Annotated in this window: 9 protein-coding genes and 2 pseudogenes; 4 read left to right on the top strand and 7 right to left on the bottom strand. The window is 58.1% G+C overall.

Annotation, left to right across the window (positions count from 1 at the left end):
• Position 1: 1 nt before the first annotated feature.
• The 6 genes and pseudogenes from AAFG13_RS35030 to AAFG13_RS35005 form a co-directional block, all read right to left on the bottom strand.
• Positions 2-1,792 (bottom strand): nickel-dependent hydrogenase large subunit, encoded by a 1,791-nt coding sequence (locus AAFG13_RS35030; protein WP_342713457.1) that lies wholly within the window; start codon positions 1,790-1,792, stop codon positions 2-4.
• A gap of 13 nt (positions 1,793-1,805) precedes the next feature.
• On the bottom strand, positions 1,806-2,906 hold the full coding sequence (locus AAFG13_RS35025; RefSeq protein ID WP_342709633.1) for a hydrogenase small subunit: 1,101 nt from the start codon (positions 2,904-2,906) through the stop codon (positions 1,806-1,808).
• Positions 2,907-3,976: 1,070 nt separating this feature from the next.
• Positions 3,977-4,663 (bottom strand): ABC transporter permease subunit, encoded by a 687-nt coding sequence (locus tag AAFG13_RS35020; RefSeq protein WP_342709632.1) that lies wholly within the window; start codon positions 4,661-4,663, stop codon positions 3,977-3,979.
• A gap of 1,272 nt (positions 4,664-5,935) precedes the next feature.
• Positions 5,936-6,602 (bottom strand): annotated as a pseudogene (locus AAFG13_RS35015) (iron-sulfur cluster-binding domain-containing protein).
• An 11-nt stretch (positions 6,603-6,613) separates the two neighbouring features.
• Positions 6,614-7,309, bottom strand: coding sequence for a GntR family transcriptional regulator (locus AAFG13_RS35010; protein WP_342709631.1), 696 nt, complete (start codon positions 7,307-7,309; stop codon positions 6,614-6,616).
• A gap of 60 nt (positions 7,310-7,369) precedes the next feature.
• Positions 7,370-8,418, bottom strand: a pseudogene (locus AAFG13_RS35005) (aromatic ring-hydroxylating dioxygenase subunit alpha).
• A 1,175-nt stretch (positions 8,419-9,593) separates the two neighbouring features.
• On the opposite strand from AAFG13_RS35005, the gene dctA reads away from it, so the two are divergent.
• From dctA to AAFG13_RS34985, 4 genes are all read left to right on the top strand, one after another.
• Positions 9,594-10,916, top strand: coding sequence for a C4-dicarboxylate transporter DctA (dctA, locus tag AAFG13_RS35000; protein WP_342709630.1), 1,323 nt, complete (start codon positions 9,594-9,596; stop codon positions 10,914-10,916).
• A gap of 879 nt (positions 10,917-11,795) precedes the next feature.
• Positions 11,796-14,468: a PAS domain S-box protein gene (locus AAFG13_RS34995; protein WP_342709629.1), complete on the top strand. Its 2,673-nt coding sequence runs from the start codon at positions 11,796-11,798 to the stop codon at positions 14,466-14,468.
• Positions 14,465-15,142, top strand: coding sequence for a response regulator transcription factor (locus AAFG13_RS34990; RefSeq protein ID WP_342709628.1), 678 nt, complete (start codon positions 14,465-14,467; stop codon positions 15,140-15,142). The genes AAFG13_RS34995 and AAFG13_RS34990 overlap by 4 nt, the downstream gene beginning before the upstream one ends.
• A 93-nt stretch (positions 15,143-15,235) precedes the next feature.
• Positions 15,236-15,598, top strand: a complete 363-nt coding sequence (locus AAFG13_RS34985) for a response regulator (RefSeq protein ID WP_342709627.1) — start codon at positions 15,236-15,238, stop codon at positions 15,596-15,598.
• Between the two features lie 971 nt (positions 15,599-16,569).
• Here AAFG13_RS34985 and AAFG13_RS34980 read toward each other — a convergent pair.
• On the bottom strand, positions 16,570-17,394 hold the full coding sequence (locus tag AAFG13_RS34980; protein ID WP_342709626.1) for an Effector protein NopP: 825 nt from the start codon (positions 17,392-17,394) through the stop codon (positions 16,570-16,572).
• Positions 17,395-17,800 lie beyond the last annotated feature (406 nt).

Here is a 17,800-nt window from a genome sequence, read left to right as displayed (position 1 = left end):
CCTAACGAACATTGACTGAAGCCATTTCTTGGCCGGCAGGACTGATCACGTGGGTCGAACACGCCAAGCACGGATCGAAGGAATGGATCGTTCGCAAGATCTCGACCGGCCGATGCGGATCCGCCATCGGAGTACCGATCAGGGAGGCCTCAAAAGCGCCAATATTGCCCTTGGAATCGCGAGGCGACCCGTTCCACGTCGTCGGCACAACACATTGGTAATTGCCGATCTTGGTGTCCTTGATCTTGATCCAATGCCCGAGCGCACCGCGCGGCGCCTCAGTGAAACCGTAGCCCTTGGCCTCCTTAGGCCAGCTTTCCGGCTTCCACTTGCTGACATTGGCAGTTGCGGTATTGCCGGCCTTGATGTGGAGCACCAGCTTGTCCTGGAAATAACGCATCTGACGCGCCGCCCACTGACATTCGAGCGCTCGGGCCGCGGTACGGCCAAGCGTCGAAAACAGCGCAGTCAGGGGAAGATCGAGCCCCTTGAGCAGTCTCTCGGCCGGCTCCTTGAACTCGGCTTTGCCTTGCGCACAACCGATGATGTATCGTGCCAACGGCCCGACCTCGACGGCGTGGCCGCGCCAGCGCGGCGCTTTGATCCAGGAATACTTGCCGCCTTCGTCGAGTTCCTTGATATCTGTCCTGCTGCCTTTGACCTTTTCGCCAAGCTGAAAGCTCGGCTCGGTGACGCCATCCCAGGGATGCAGACCGCAGAACTCGCTCGGGTACTTATACCATGAATGGGCGACGAACTCCTGGATCTGCTCGGGATCGCCAAGGTCAATCGGCAAGATCTCCTCGAGATTGCCATCAAGAATGACGCCGCGCGGCAGCTTGAGGCTTTTCTCGGAACAGTCGTTGCCGCTTTCGGGGATGTCGCCATAGGACATCACACTTTTGCCCGAAAGCCCGCCGCCATAGAGCCAGTCCTTGTAGAACGAGCCGATCGCTGCAATGTCGGGCAGATAGACCTGCTCGACAAACTCGATCGAACGGTCGATGATCGAGGACACGAGGTTAAGCCGCTCCATATGGATCGCGCCCACCGCGCCTGTTCCATCGATATTGATCGCGCAGGGCACGCCCCCGACCAGCCAGTTCGGATGCGGGTTCTTGCCCCCATAAATGGCTTGGATCTTGACGATCTCTTTCTGGAAGTCGAGCGCTTCCAGATAATGCGCCATGGCCATCAGGTTCGCTTCCGGTGGCAGCTTGTAGGCCGGATGACCCCAATAGCCATTCTTGAACGGACCAAGTTGCCCTGATCCAAAGAATCTGGTGAGCCTGATCTGCAAATCCTTAAAATAGCCAGGAGACGACAGCGGCCAGGGCGAGATGGACTGCGCCAGCGCGGAGGTCGATTTGGGATCGGCCTTGAGCGCGGAAACCACATCGACCCAATCCAGCGCGTGCAGATGATAGAAATGCACGAGGTGATCATGCACAAGCAGGCACAGCTGCATGATGTTGCGGATCGAGTTGGCATTCTCCGGAATGGAGATCCCTAGCGCATTCTCAACCGCGCGCACAGAGGTGAGCGCATGGGTGCCGGTGCAGACACCGCAAATCCGCTCGGTGAACGCCCATGCGTCGCGCGGATCGCGCCCGCGCAGGATGACTTCGATGCCACGCCACATCGTCCCGCTCGAGACTGCATTGCGGATCACATTGTCGGAACCGAGATTGGCCTCGACGCGCAGGTGGCCTTCGATCCGGGTCAGCGGATCGATGACAATTCGCTTACCGGAAGAATCGAGATTGAACCCATTCGGTGTCCGGACACCCACCTTCGCCATCCCCTCAACTCGGTTTACTTCTGTGAGCTGCGCGATCCGGCTTGTGGGTCAACCGCTTCACGGCCGTGACCGCCGCGTGCGCGGCGACGGTCAGTCCAACTGCGCCGGCAGCGGCCATGCCAATCTGATCGACGTTCTTCTCGATGCCGAACTGCTTGATGGTCGTGAGCCGGTCGTAAAATGAACCTCTGTCCCAAAAGCCGTCTTCGGAGCAGCCGAAGCAGCCGTGGCCGGATTGAACTGGGAATGAAACGCCGCCGTTCCACCGAACGGCCGAGCAGGCATTGTAGGTGGTCGGCCCCTTGCAACCCATCTTGTACAGGCAGTAGCCCTTGCGTGCGCCCTCATCATCCCACTCCTCGACAAATTGGCCAGCGTCGAAATGGGCACGCCGATAGCACTTGTCGTGGATGCGCTCGGAATAAAACATCCTTGGACGTCCTTGGCGATCGAGCTCCGGAAGCTTTCCGAACGTGGTCATGAAGGTCACCAGGCCGGTCATGACCTCCGCGATGGGCGGGCACCCGGGCACCTTGATAATCGGCTTGTTGGTGATCACCTTATCGATCGGCGCCGCGCCAGTCGGATTTGGCTTGGCCGCTTGCACGCAGCCCCAGGACGCACATGTGCCCCAAGCGATGATCGCCATGGCCTCTTCCGCCATCGACCTGAGCTTTTCAATGAACGGCTTGCCGCCGTCAATGCAGAACATGCCACCCTCGTTCAGCGGCGGATTGCCTTCGACGGCAAGCACATACTTGCCTTTGTACCTGGCACGGGTTTCCTCCAGGATGGCTTCGGCCTGATCTCCTGCCGCCGCCATGATCGTATCGTCATAGTCGAGCGAAATCATCGACAACAGCGCATCTTTGATCAAAGGATGGGCCGAGCGGATAAAGCTTTCCGAGCAGCAAGTACACTCGAGCCCGTGCAGCCAGATGACGGGCACACGCGGTTTGGTCTCCAGAGCGGTGGCAATACCGCTTGCGGCGAGTGGACCGAGTCCGAAGCTCGCAGCCGTAAAACTGCAGAATCTGTTGAAACTGCGACGCGTGATTCCCTGACGTCTGATCACGCTGTAGAAAGTTTCCGTTGCCCCGCCCATGAACCCTTCCAAGTGTCTCGTCGGACGTAACGAATTACTGACGTCCAGCAGCAAGAAACAGGCCACGGCACAAGAAGCACTTGGCAGATGCCAAGCCGCCGCTTGGCAGTCTGCAATGCGGATTGGCGAGCCCAGCTAGCAAGGTACAAGCTCGCGGCTGATCACCCATCGCGTTAATGGTCCGGTTTTGAACGTCGACGTGGGAACTCCAACAAAGCAGCACACAAGGGTTTGCTGCTGCGCAGCGAATGCGTCATACTCGCTTTAAGCACGGCGCGCGGCACACGCGCGGCACGACGATTGCTCGACAGAGTGGGTGCCGTTGCCGGGCATCACATCGGTCACCGATTTAGTCCCTAGTTGATGCGTCAGCGGCAGCTTGGTAATGCCTTCGTTGAAAACATGCTTGACGCCTTGACCGGCTGAGCTGCGAAACCCGACAGAGACGCGCGACTTGATCAGAGCTATGCGAGGGCCCGCCACAGCTGAGGCCTGATGTGTGGCGATGAAGATCGTGGCCGTAGATCGGAGAACTCTGCGCTTCGAATTTTATCGAACCGTCAGGCTGCCGCATCCCACCTTCATGTTTTTCGGATTCCGGAATCGCGAAGCTTGACCCGCAGATGCGGGCGACCCTTTTCCATCAGCATAAACCCAACTACCGCCAGCATCGGTTTGGTCACAGACGCGGATGCGAATATCGCATCGACGTTCCTCTTTGTGGATCGAGGTCCGTACGCCTTGTAGCGAACCATTGCTGTCTCTGGCGATTGCAACAACCGCGCCCGGTACCCGCTTGCCTGCGATATCGCGGGCGATGAACTCGTCTAGTCTGGCACGCCGCTGCTTAGAAACTCCGACGTCATTACTCCTCACATCGAGCAGAGGCGCGGAGTATGCGGAATTGCAGCTGATTCCGGCAGCCGCCGCGGCCATAACAGGCCGCGTTCACTGTGTCCTCGCCAAGGACGGACGGATCTGGCTTGCAATACTGCTGCTCGCTCATGATCGGACATGTCTGGCCGGCCGTCACGTCGCGAGCGATTCGAACCGGCGAGGTGTGCCTGCCCTCATGTGCCTCTCCTGGCACAGCATTTGTCGATGAGGGTTAGAGTGAAAATGACGACAAAGGCGAACATCACCATACCGCCGGCAACCCAACTTGCCTCGCGCCAGCGCGATGCTTGGACGTAGTCTATGACGTAGGCTGACAACACCTTGGTGCGCCCAGGAATGTTGCCGCCGATCATCATCACGACGCCGAATGTGCCGATCGTATGAGCAAAGCCAATCACGGCAGCCTTGAGAAACTCCAGTCGCGCTAGCGGCAGGCCGATGGTAATGAAAGCATACAACGGAGAGACACGCTGACTGCCCACAACTTCCAGCGGACCGTCGCCTATCGCAACAAAGGCATTACGGATCGGTTGCACCACCAAAGGGAGCGCCGAGAGGACCGATCCGACCACGATTCCAGCAAAAGTAAAGGCGAGCGTGTGCTCGCCCCAGAAAGAGGCGAGAAGGCCCCCTGGACCGTTCGGGCCGAGCAGGACGAGTACGCAGAAACCGAGCGCAGTCGGCGGCAGCACAAGTGGCAGCGCGATGATTGTCGCCACCGCGTCGCTCAAGACCGTCTTTGAGCGTGCTAGCCACCACGCGAGCGGCGCGCCAACAACCAGGAGGATCATCGTCGTCACGCTGGCAAGCTCGATCGTGAGCGCAACGGACTGCCAGATCTCCGCCGAAAAAGGATCCATGTGCGTCAGGCCCCCCGTGAGAGTACGTCGTCATACGGGCTCAGCGATCGCTTGCACGTCCGGATCGCTGAAGGATTTGGCATGCATCGCCTATTGGTCCGGTCCAACCTCCAAGAACTGGGCGTCTTTCCAGATTGACTCGCAAGACCACTCGCTAACAGCCGGTGCATACCCGCTTCGCTGCCTGTTAGCGGCGACAGTACAGTGGAGCAGAGGTCAGACTCTCCGGTCTCTATCAATCGATTAGCCTGCGGGATGGGCGCACGCTGTATTAAGTTCGGCTGCGCGGCTTCCGACATGGCGAACACATTCGTTGTGTTCGCCCCAGCCGTCCCTTCTGAGGCGACGACGCGACGGCAGCTCGACAGCATTGTGAACGACAACGGCTTGCGCGTATCCGCGCCATTCAGGACGTTCGAAGTCGAATTCGCCTTAGACGTGAAGTGATTTTCCGGAGCCGCAGGGCCGTTCTCAAGCAGCCGCCTTGGGCGAACGCTGTCGCCCAAGCGAGACGCCCGAAATGTCGCCACTTGCGTGGCTCGGCTATTGAGCTCGGTGCTCGCGGTAACGCTCAACACCGTCTCCGACCGCTGCGCCCGTTTCGACAACACGGCAAGCTTATCGTGTGGCATGCGGGATTTGGTGGCGGCCACCACATTGACCCGCGTCGTTTCTGCGAGCAAAAGCGGCATCGCAAGCCTCATCGGAAACTCCTGTGACAGGGCCGCTTCGACCGGTCTGACGGCGCAGCTCCTCGCTTGCTGTCCAGCAATCTCTGTGCCGCTTGCGAATTGTGGCGTGCGTGCGAATAACGCGCATAGGTACCAGCGTCGCTGTGGAGTGAACCTAACGCGCTGTCAGGTTTCCGGCATCTCTGTTCTCAAGCAGACAGCGACGGCACAATGAAACGGCGGAGTTTGCCGCCCGAGAGATGCTCTTGTGGTTTTACAACGCTCCGTGTTCACTCGACGCAAATCTTCACATAGCTTCTGCTTCGACGAATTGGCTGGTTTGTTTAGGGTCCCTCAAACCGCGAGCGCGACCAGTGCGAGCAACTCGCCATAGTCCCATTGCGAGAATAACGCGACTGAAAGTAACGCGCTGAACTTTTGTCTTGCCTTGAAGAAAGATAATTGGGCGTCGCCGACCGTCTTTATCCGGCACCCCTGCACGCGCTGTTCTATGATGGCGGGGCACAAACTTGGGACATGCGTTTGTTGTGCCGAGAGCTCGGCCAGAACATGCCGCCGAAACCAACGCGTTGCAGCGAACCTACAGCGCGTCCGGGCGATGCAGTATATCGACGGTAATGGTGCCGCTGGCGCGAGAGACACATGCGCAGATCTTTTCGTTCGCGTGCTTTTGCTGCTCGCTGAAGAAGACGTCGCGGTGGTCGAGCTCACCGTCGATGTTGACGAGGTCGATGGCGCAGACGCCACACTCGCCGCGCCTGCAATCCGCAATCACCTCGTAGCCGGCCTCATTGAGCACGTCCAGCAACGAGCGATCGCGCGGTATCTCGATCGCGACGGCTCGACCTGCAAGGCGCACCCAGAAACCTTCAGTCGGCAGCGAGCCGCTTGAACCGAAGGTCTCGTAGCGTAGGTCGGATAGTGCGCGCCCTGCGCCCGTCCAGGCCCGGCGCGCGGCATCGAGCATCCGCATCGGACCGCACAAGAGCGTCAAGGCGTCGGGCGGCAGCGAGGCTGGCAGTGTGATGGCCAGCCGCGCGCCCGGGGCGAGCGACCACATGTACCGCGAAGGAGTAGGACCGCGTCTCCGGGCGACCATCGATCGTGACGGCGATATTGATATGGCTGCCGACCGGATAGGCGACGCCATCGAAGTTTTCCGGTTTGATCAGCAACTCGCGGATCGCAGGCGTCAGATCGCGCGTCGCAACAAGGGTTGCGGGTTTCCAGCTTTCCATGAACCGCATGCAGGTCTCCTCTAATCGCCTGCCATCCTGATGAGCGCCAGTCCCGGCAGCAGGTCAAAATGCGTCTTGTTCTTGAGCACCAGGCGCAAATTGCGCGCCGCCACTCGCGTGTGCTCGCGCATGATTGCTTCGGCCCGCGCGCCTTCGCGGTTTTCGATTGCGTCGATCACGACGCGGTGTTGATCTTGCGCAATCAAAAGTGTGTCGCGCGCATCCGGTAGTGTCGATTGGGTCACCACAAAGCCGCTGGGCGAGGCGAATGGCAACGCAGACGCGCGATCGACCTGCCGGATCAAGGGCGCACTGCGTGACAATTCGGTCAACAGCGCGTGAAACCGTGCATTGAACGCGATGTAGGAGGAGAAAGCCTCGACGGAGATCGGATCCTGCCGCACCAGGCCGTCAATCTCGTCAAGGCATCCTTTCAGAGGCTCGAGATCGCGCGACGAAACGCCGCGCTCGCTGGCAAAGCGCGCGGCCAGACCTTCCAGCGTGCCACGCAGTTCGATCGAGTCCAGGACATCTCGCTCGGAGAACGCCTTCACCATGAAGCCGCCAGAAGGGATCGCTTCCAAAAGTCCTTCCTCCTCCAGCCGAACCAGCGCCATTCGCACCGGGGTGCGCGAGGCGCCGGTCGTTTCCACCGCCTGCAACTCGGAGATCCGCTCGCCCGGCCGCAAGTCGCCCGACGGGATCAGATCGCGCAAGCTGAGCTAGACGCGCACCGTCTGCGAGACGGAGCGATCAGTGTCGCGCTCGGCCATGTCCTACTCCGCAGCCTGCTGGCTTTGCGACGCGTTCTCGGCGTCGATCATGCGATCTATCAGACGGCGGGCCCACATCGCGCCGGTATCGATATTGAGATTATAGAAGACCCGGTCAGGATTTTCTTCGATCGCGCGCTGCTGCGCTTCAAGAATGACCTCATCCTCACGGAAGATGCCGGAAACGCCCTGGCGCAGTTCGGTGGTCAGGCGCTGTTCGTTCAGACGGTAATTGCGCACGAATGCCCAGAAATAATGGCAGCTCGTTTCCGTTTCCGGCGTGATGGTGTTGAGGACAATACCATTGACGCCGGCCGAGCGATTGCCTTCGGGCGCGCCGGTTTCAGCCGGCGCCACCCCGACGTCGATATTGATGGTGCACGGCGCCTCGAAACGAATGATTTGCCAGCGGTCCACCGGGCCGGGTTTTTGCAATTGTTTGGCCCAGAACGGCGGCGCGGTAATCCCCTTCATCCAGCGCGTTACGGTGGCGGTTTTTTCGCCATGAGTGACGTCAAACGGCGCTTCCGCGATGGCGTCATTGCCGATGCTGGCGCCATGCACAAAAGTTTCGTGGGTCAGGTCCATGAGGTTGTCGACAACCAGACGGTAATCGCATTTAAGGTGAATGGTGTCACCATCGCCAGCCCAAGCGGAATCATCGTTCCAGTGCATATCGGGCACCAAGCCCGGATCGGCTAGCGCTGGATCACCCATCCACAACCAGACGAACCGATGGCGCTCGACGACAGGATAGGCACGCACACAGGCGGAGGGGTTGATCGTCTGTTGCGAGGGCATGAAGGTGCAGCGGCCCTGTGCGTTGAATTTTAGCCCATGATAGCTGCAGGTGACGCTGTCGCCCTCAAGGCGACCTTTTGAGAGCGGCACCAACCGATGCCAACAGGCATCCTCCAGCGCTGCGACTTCGCCGTTGGTGCGCCGATACATCACAACATGCTTGCCGCAGATCGTGCGGGGCAACAGCGCCTGCTTCACTTGGCATCCCAAGCGGCCGCGTACCAGGCATTGGTCGGAAAGCAATGGGTCATGTGCCGATTCCTCACTTCTGGACACTGAGTGTATACATAGTCGGCGGATTTCGATCGAAATATGACGACTCTTCGTGCTTTCGATGGTAAGTCTGTATACAGAAATAATCTGAACGGAGAGATGGGCCCACCGCATTCTGCTCGAAGTCGTCCACCGCCTAACGGTGTTTTCCCGTTTGGCACCGCTCCGGCAGACGACCTTGCTCAATCATCACTCACGGATGCAAAGACGCTCATTGTGGGCTGGACATGCGCAAGGTTGATCAGTCGGCTTCGCAAGATTGCAGAAGCGCATTGCGCGGGAGAAATTCGCTCAACCGTCCGGCTTCACCGGGCCATGTACTGCTGGACTGGAGCACGCTCGCCGTCATCCAATTGTCGCCACTCTGTTCGAACTCGCCAGTACAGCCCAAGTCAGTCACGCTGGTCTCGTCCTGCCTGACAAAGAGGTCGAAAACGAACGATCAAAGCTGCCAAGGCGGAATGATCGAGTTGAGAAACCATCGCAGCACTGGCTTGTGCGAGACGACCAAAGGCTCACCCAGTGCCGAAGGCGGATACGCCTTACATCGACCAAACCTGCCTAGCCGCACCATTAGCACGGACCTGGAGACGCCCCCGTGCACGAACGAGCTTTACCGCGAGTAAACAACGCAGTGCCCCGCGCCAAATCAAAGATTTCCTAACGAAGCCAAATCTAGCCTAGCCTTGATCTCACCACGCTTCCATCGCGTGGATACCTGCGATCCAGACAATCAATTTTACCAATGCAGCGCATTGTTGCATCAACTCAGCACTCGACGCATACCGATCACACTGAGCTTCCACGCCGAGACACGACTCGGCTAATCGTACCCTGCCAGTGCAAGACAAGATATGCGTCACCCTGAGCAACGCCTTCGCATTCGGACTTGCCAACGCCGTCCGGGTATTCAAATGAACCTCGCTAGGAGGCAGACGTGTTTCCGATGGCCCTTTGATCGGCCGCGGGTTGGACGTCTGGTGCAAATCTTGCTTGACGAAAAAGACATAATTGAACGCCTGCCTTTGGAATGACGCCCCGGCTCTCGGAACTGTCTTCAATCGGACACGGCTAAAACGACAGCCTCGTATGAGGCCGGCGCCTCTCAACGATGCGACGGCCCGTATTCGAGTGTATTCGGGAAGGAAGCGTCATGACCACCATGGCAACTGCGGCATCCGCGCGCGCGTCGCAAACTTGGTATAAAATTCTCTACGTCCAGGTGTTGATCGCGATCGTGATTGGCGTCATCGTCGGCTGGCTATGGCCATCGGTTGCGACCAACGACTGGGTCAAGGCGCTCGGTGACGGCTTCATCAAGCTGATCAAAATGGTGATCGCGCCGATCATCTTCTGCACCGTCGCATCCGGCATCGCGCATATTCAAGATGCAAGGAAAGTCGGGCGCGTCGGCGTCAAGGCGCTGGTCTATTTCGAGATCGTCTCCAGCTTTGCCTTGGTGTTGGGCCTTGTCATGGGCAATCTGTTCCAAATCGGCCATGGCCTTGCGGTCAAACCCGATGCTGCGGCGGTCGCCAATTACGTCAAGCGGGCGGAAGCCTCCAAGACGGTCGATTTCTTTCTCAATATCATTCCCGAAACTGTGGTCGGCGCCCTCGCTCGCGGCGATGTCCTGCAGGTGCTCCTGTTCGCGATCCTGTTTGGCTTTTCGCTGATGGCGCTGGGAGAGCGTGGAAATGGGCTGCGCGGCATGATTGACGACGTCGCGCACGCGGTATTCGGCGTGATCGCCATCATCATGAAAGCGGCCCCGATCGGTGCATTCGGCGCGATGGCCTTCACGATAGGCAAGTTCGGGCCGGCGGCGCTGGGTAATCTGATCGGTCTGATCGCGCTATTCTATGCCACGGCCGCGGTCTTTGTGGTGGTCGTGCTCGGTCTGATCGCGCGCATCGTCGGCTTTTCGATCTTCAAGTTCATTGTCTATATCAAGGACGAGCTTTTGATCGTGCTCGGCACCTCGTCCTCGGAAAGCGCGCTGCCGCAATTGATGGAAAAGCTCGAACGACTGGGCTGCTCCAAGCCCGTGGTCGGCCTCGTGGTGCCAACCGGCTACTCCTTCAACCTCGACGGTACCAACATCTATATGACGCTTGCGACATTGTTCATTGCCCAGGCACTCGGGGTCGATCTCACCTTTGGCCAGCAGCTCACGATCTTGTTCGTGGCAATGCTGACCTCGAAGGGGGCAAGCGGCGTCACTGGCGCGGGCTTTATCACGCTCGCAGCGACATTGTCGGTGGTCAACCCGGCGCTGGTGGCGGGCATGGCAATCGTGTTCTCGATCGACAAGTTTATGAGCGAAGTGCGAGCCCTTACCAACATCACCGGCAATGGCATCGCCGCTGTGTTCGTGTCCTGGTGGGAAGGCGAGCTCGAGCACGCGACGCTACACGCCCGGCTCAAGCAGCCCACCGATTCCACCAGTATCGACACCAGAAACACAAGGAGGTAGGCCCCCGCATTTTTGGCCGTGATTTCAAGACTGTCGAACTCGAATGTAGCCAACTTCGTGATTCCTCGTAGTTCAAATCGGCACCATCGACTTGAACTGCGAGCCGGATCATCTTTTCGCGGAATTTCCGGTTTCTACTACCGCGCCGCGGCTCGCCCCCGGCAACGGGTCTGAAAAGATCCCCGAAACGAGGTCAAAAGAGACTTTTTCCGTAGTCCTTTTTCGGACGGGCCTTTCGAGGTGAGAGCTCCTAGCCATTCCAATGCCGGCGCAAGATTAGCGGCAGGTGGCTGGCACTAAACTGGCCTCGCCACGACGATGTGGTGGCGATCTTGCTGGCGCAACTCGCTCATCCGTTGTTTCCAGTGCGTGTCGCGGCATCAGACCGCAATGGGCGTCATCACCGTGGATCAGATTAGCGCCTTCACCACGCCCAGATGGATCGCACAGAGGTAACGTCACCCGCTCCACAGCTTGTTGCTGCTCTTTTCAGATTAGGCGAGGTGTGCCTCTTTGTTCAGCGTCAGCGTCTTTGCTGAACCGATGTAGCCTTGTCCCCACGTTGGACGTGCTCTGGCGCCACGCGCCTGAGCTCTGCGGGGGCCGCCCGCGGCCTCGGGCGCCTGCGAGGATTAATCGGCAGCGAGGCAAACCAGACATCTCAGGCTCGATTGTACCCATGTCAGCGCGCGATATTGAAAGGTTTAGGACAACTATACCTACGTTTGTGATGCGCCTTTCCTCGGCGCGTGCTGAGTTCCGCTGCAAGCAATCGATCTCGGAACTGCGCGCGAGCGCCTCTCGGGACAGAAAGGATTGCCCCATTTTTGCCTAAAATGTTATAGCTCTCCCGCCGCGGAAAGGCCGGACGGTCTAAGAATGCTTAACCAGATCAGCAATTTCAAACGTTCAGCCACGCAGTTTGCTTTCGGCAGCATAACGCTGGCGGTGGTGACGCAAGCTTCCTTGTACCTTCACACGCATTTCGCTGCGACGGCGTTCGCCTATTTGCTGGTGATATTGCTGTTTTCTTTGATCGGCAGCTTTATCGCATCATCCGCGCTTTCGGTCTTAGCCATCGCTGCTTTGGCGTACTACTTTGTGCCCCCGGCGTTCAGTCTGCGGATCGATGACCCTCAAGCTCTTCCGGTGGTCGTCGCATTCTTTACTGTCTCGATTGTCGGAACGCACCTGATCGGAAAAGTCCGCCAGGAAAGAGAGGTAGCACGTGAGGCTGCGGCCAAGCTCCGGCGCAGCGCGGCCGATTTGAAGGATCGCGAAAAACGGTGGCGCGCAATCTTTGAACACAACCCAGCCATGTATTTCATGCTCGACGAAGCCGGTACTATCCTCAACGTCAATACATACGGCGCGACACAACTCGGCTATGCGCCTGCGGAACTGGTCGGTCAATCCGTCCTGAGAGTCTTTCTTGAGGAGGATCGCGCGTTCGTTCGCAAATGCGTTCGAATGTGCTTTGAAGATATCGGCCAATCGCGCACTTGGGACGTCCAGAAAGTCAGAAAAGACGGCTCGGTATTGTGGGTACGTGAAAACGCCAAAGCAATGCTCTGGGCCGATGACCAGTCCATTGTCCTCATAGCCTGCGAAGATGTCACGGAGCGAAAGCAAACCGAACTTGCTCTGCAGCGGAGCGAAGCCCATTTGGCTCAGGCGCAGGAGCTGAGCCATACAGGCAGCTTCGGCTGGAACGCTACCACCGGCGAGGCATTTTGGTCAAAGGAGACTTTTCGAATTTTCCAGGTGGACCCGCCGACGGTTCCGGCGCCACAACTGGTCATCGAACGCACGCATCCAGACGATAGAGCTTCGGTCCAAGAGACCATCGATCGAGTGATGCGAGACCCAAAGGATTTCGAGCATGAATACCGGCTGCTGCTGCCGGATGGCTCGGTGAAGCACATCCATGCGCGAGCGCGCGCAACAAGAACTGCCGCGGGTGACATCGAGTTTGTCGGCGCAGCGACGGATATCACGGCGACAAGGCAAACAGAACAGCAGCTACGCCGCAGCGAAGCCTATTTGGCCGAAGCTCAGCGTCTCAGTCACACGGGCAGCTGGTCCTGGGACGTCTACAATCTCGACTTTGTGTATCGCTCCGCTGAGGTCGACCGTCTATTTGGCTTTGAACCGCAAGAGACTGTATCGATCGAGACCATTCGGTCGCGCATTCATCCAGATGACCTGCCGCGGCTTCAGGAAGTGCAGCGCCAGGCTATTGAAGGCAAGGAAGGGCGCTTCGAGTATGATTTTCGAATCCTTCTGGCAGATGGCGGGATAAGGCGCATACACTCCGTCGCGCATGTGGTGGTCGGCAGCGATGGCAATGTGAGCGAACTCATCGGAACACATATGGATATCACCGAGCAATACGCCGCTAGGGAACGCCTGGAAAACACACTTTCTGCGCTGAGCGAAAGCGAGCAGCGCTTTCGCGATTACGCCGAAACAGCTTCCGACTGGCTCTGGGAGACAGGACCAGATCATCAGGTCACCCACCTGTCCGAGCACACCAGCGCTGCGGGAATATTGGCGATGGGATTGATCGGCCTGCCTCGCTGGGACATCGCGTGCGACGTCGAGGACGACCCTGAGAAGTGGCGGCAACATCGGGCGACGCTGGAGGCGCATCTTCCGTTTCGGGATCTCGTCTATCGCACTGTCAACCGTATGGGATCTCCGATCTACGTCCGGACGAGCGGCAAGCCTTTTTTTGATTTAGATGGCAATTTCCTCGGCTACCGCGGCGTCAGCACCGACATCACCGCCATGATTCGCGCAGATCAAGCCGAACAAGAGCTCCGAAAGGCACAGGCGGAGCTTGCACATGTGACGCGTGTGACGACGTTAGGAGAGCTGACAACCTCCATCGCCCACGAAATCAACCAGCCACTCGCCGCGATTATCAGCAACGCCGACGCGTGCCTCGGCTGGATGGCCCGCCAGACACCAGATCTTTCCGCCGCGCGCTCTTCGGTTGAGTGGATCATCGAAGACGCAATCCGGGCCAGCGAAGTGATCCGTCGCATTCGCGTACTTGCGAAGAAAGGCGAGATCGAGATGGTACCGCTCGATATAAACGATGTTGTTAAGGATGTCATTGCTTTGGTGGCACGTGAGCTGGTTAGCCACCGAGTGACCCTAAAGACTAAGTTGACGGAAGCCCTGCCCGCGATCCTCGGTGATCGGATTCAGCTGCAACAGGTGATCATCAATCTGGTAATGAATGGGATCGAAGCCATGGACGCAGTTACGGACCGAGCGCGCGAACTGGTGATTCAGTCATCTAAGGACGATACGGGACACGTGCAGCTTACCGTGACGGATTGCGGCGTCGGGATCGCTAAAGATGATACCGACCGAGTGTTAGACCCCTTCTTCACGACAAAATCGAGTGGTCTTGGCATGGGTCTTTCGATCTGTCGCTCGATTGTGGAAGCTCATGGAGGGCACCTTTCAGTCGTTCGCAAGCAGGGGCCGGGGGCAAGCTTTCGGTTTGACCTGCCGTTGCACAAGGAGCTCGTGCCGTGAGTGAACGCTCTGCCCCCCCGCGCGAAGGCAGCAAGGCTGACGCGTCGGCGAATGCGATAGTCTTCGTTGTCGAAGATGATGTCTCGATGCGTCGGTCGCTAACGAACCTTTTTCAATCGGTCGGCCTGGACGTCGTTGCATTCGGGTCGGCCCGCGAAATGCTACAGAGCAGGCTTCCCGATGTTGTTAGCTGCCTGGTCCTCGATATCCGGCTGCCAGGTCTGAGTGGACTTGAGTTCCAGGCTGAGCTGGCGCGGTTGAACATTAATGTTCCGATCATTTTCATCACCGGCCACGGCGACATTCCCATGAGCGTCAGGGCCATGAAAGGCGGAGCGGTCGATTTTCTCACCAAACCGTTTCGCGATCAGGAACTGCTTGACGCCGTGGTCGCCGCGACCGAACGTGATCGCAAGAGACGGAAGACTCAGCAGGCCGTCGCGGAGCTGCGGGCTCTATTTGAGACCTTAAGCCCGCGAGAACAGGCAGTGATGAAGCTGGTCGCTACCGGCCTGATGAACAAGCAGATAGCCGCCGAGCTGGGACTCGCCGAGATTACGGTCAAGATCTACCGGGGACACCTAATGAAAAAGATGCGCGCCCGGTCGCTTGCGGATTTGATCAGAATGACTGAGACGCTGGGCATCCGTGCAAACCGACCCGAACAAACCTAAGTATGATTTTACAATTTCACCACTCAAGCCCACTTTTCGCCCACGGTGGCTAATGCTGCGGCGGCCGCCATTCCTGCGTCCGGAGGGCACGTCTTGTCCACGCATTTAATATCTGTCGTTGACGACGACGCTTCGGTCCGCGCGGCGACAGAGAACCTTTTGAAATCGCGTGGCTACATCGTCCAAACATTTGCGTCGGCCGAGGACTTTCTGAGGTCACCGCAGTTGAACGAAACCTCCTGCGTCATTACGGATGTGCAGATGCCGGTCATGAGCGGGTTGGACCTGTTGGCCGAAATGCGGACCAAAGGTCTCAGGGTGCCGTTCATTTTCATTACTGCCTTCCCGAACGATCGCGTGCGCGCCTCGGTCCTGAGCTCGGGAGCGATTGGCTTTCTGGCCAAGCCCTTTGCCGGACACACGCTGATCGAGTGCCTCAATGCTGCATTGAAGTAGAACCGAGGCTGGTGGCACGCCTGCAGCTAGCCGGCCGCCCAACTTCATGTCCGATCTCAGCACTTCTCACGCGAGACGCTCTCGATCAGCTTCTTGGCGTCAAGCGCGCGGCATCTGCAGTAAGAATTCCTAAGGATCTTCTGGAATCAACTTCCCGAATCAGCTGGCATTGCCAGCGGTCGATTTCCTGCTTTGCTTTACTTGATCCGTGACCTGCTCCGCCCGCTGGCCGATCCAGAACAGGGCTCACGCGCGAAACTCAGGTACTTGGCATTCTGAGTTCCATTAATCTATGTAGGCCGGCCGCTCAGGGCGATCTTGCCACGGAACGGTCTCGACCGGCTTGAGCGCGTCGTAAGCAGTACGTTGCTACGACGAGACGGAGCTAAGCAAGCGATGAAAGAGCTCCTCTCAGCCCAGCAGCTCTCTGGACTGAATTGTCGAACCATTTTCCGACGTCTTGTTTATGATCGACGTTGGTTGGCAGGCAATGAGCTCTGCGGGACTAACTCCTGCTCACCGCAGGGCCACTGTCCGTCACAGATGTTTCCTTTCGTCTACTGGAGCGTGGTATCGCCCTTTTTTCAGCCTTACCTCAGGCGGCCTCATTGCTCCTCACGAACTCTTGCGCCTCATTAGATCGCCTGGAAGACCTCCACCTCGAAGCTACCCCGTATACTCAACGCGCAAAACGCCCGTTCTCCCTTTCGGTCGCGGGCGCACCTTTGGCCGCGCCTCATGCAGCTTACTACCGACGCAAGCAATTCGATCTATTGCGGTACGCAGTGCCGCTCTTATGGCCCGTAATCGCTAGAAGTTCGGCGAAGACCAAGCCGGCCGGAGCTCCTCTCATACCGTTTTCCCTCAAAGCGCAGGAGCTCTTCTGATTGCGAGCCGCCGAAGGCCCGCCTAACGTAGCGAAGAGCAGGACGAGACATGTTCCACGCGACTATGTTCCCGGCAGCCTATGATCACATGAAATTATCCTCGTATTCGCATGATGGGGACCTTTCTTCCATTTTAGTATCCCTTCTTTCGTTCTCGTCCACTTTGGAAAGATAGCGCGCAGCAGTACCTCTTCGCTGCCACTCCCCATCACCGTTCCTTATCCAATTGTCTGACTTCTCTGGGTCGAGAACCATATTGTCGGCATCAACCTCGACAAACCCCATCTGTACCGCACGGGCTCTTGCTTCTGGATTAGCCGGACGCAAATTGAGCAACGGCCTTTCGCCGTCCACTCGAAGCTGATGCTCGAGCAGAATATCGCCAGCGTTCTCGACGAGCGGATGAACGACCTGAAGATCTACAGTCGAGGTAGTCCCAGTTCGCCCAGGAAACAGCTCCTGCCATTTTTTGACGTCGAACTCCGTCATGCTGTCGCCGCCCTCAATTCTTAGAAGCCCGACACTTCTTTCTCCTAATTGGTAGCTGAAGTATCGCGCATTGCCGGAATCGCGAGTTACCCCATAACGCTCGGCAATTTTTGCAGCTCGCCGTGCTCTTGCCGACACGAACTCCGAGTACTCCTGCGGGTTGTTGGCGATGTGCTTGATTTCCGCGCCGTAATAGACGCGCGCTGCGTCGATGAACGATGACCTATTGATCTCTACCACAGGAGGCCTTGGAACTAGCGAATATGGTCCTGTTACCGAAGGTGAGCTGCCGCTGGAGCCCGGTGCAGCTAAGTTCATATTGGCGAACGCATCCGCAAACCTATCTGCATCCGTTTGCTCGTCAGTTTCGGCAACGCGCGAGGATTGGAACCAGGACGAACCATCTATCTGATTATACATGGCGATTGGTGCTCCCCAGCTGGCATTTGCTGCCGCAGTTGGTCCAGGCTGGTTAGCTCCTTCGGAGCTGATAGGCCGGCAGCCTTACCAAAACCTGACGCGTGAATGCCCTCCAATTCTTTCGGCAAGCTTTCCCTAAAGCGGCACGAACGTAAGGCACGTCGCATTGGCGTTGTCAGGATTGCGGCGAGGCTACGAGCATGGCTCGCATTGTCAGCCTATCGGGAGTGGGATCAATCGATAGTTCACCCGTTGGACGGCGCCGTCGGACGCTTTCCTTCCGATGCAGCGCGTCACGCTGGACGCATGTCGCGATCGCGGTCTCGATAAGTTCGGGGGAGCGCGCTGCCCTGCCACCGATTACAAGAAGTCGCGATAACCAAATCTCCGCCAACTATGACCAACT

It is taken from the genome of Bradyrhizobium sp. B124, from assembly GCF_038967635.1.
Classification (GTDB): Bacteria; Pseudomonadota; Alphaproteobacteria; order Rhizobiales; family Xanthobacteraceae; genus Bradyrhizobium.
This window is presented reverse-complemented; position numbering and strand designations above follow the sequence as displayed.

Bases quoted from the DNA above. Each gene is read 5' to 3' on its own strand.
- AAFG13_RS35025 (WP_342709633.1), bottom strand. From the start codon at position 2,906: ATGGGCGGGGCAACGGAAACTTTCTACAGCGTGATCAGACGTCAGGGA.
- AAFG13_RS35020 (WP_342709632.1), bottom strand. From the start codon at position 4,663: ATGGATCCTTTTTCGGCGGAGATCTGGCAGTCCGTTGCGCTCACGATC.
- dctA (WP_342709630.1), top strand. From the start codon at position 9,594: ATGACCACCATGGCAACTGCGGCATCCGCGCGCGCGTCGCAAACTTGG.
- AAFG13_RS34995 (WP_342709629.1), top strand. From the start codon at position 11,796: ATGCTTAACCAGATCAGCAATTTCAAACGTTCAGCCACGCAGTTTGCT.
- AAFG13_RS34980 (WP_342709626.1), bottom strand. From the start codon at position 17,394: ATGTATAATCAGATAGATGGTTCGTCCTGGTTCCAATCCTCGCGCGTT.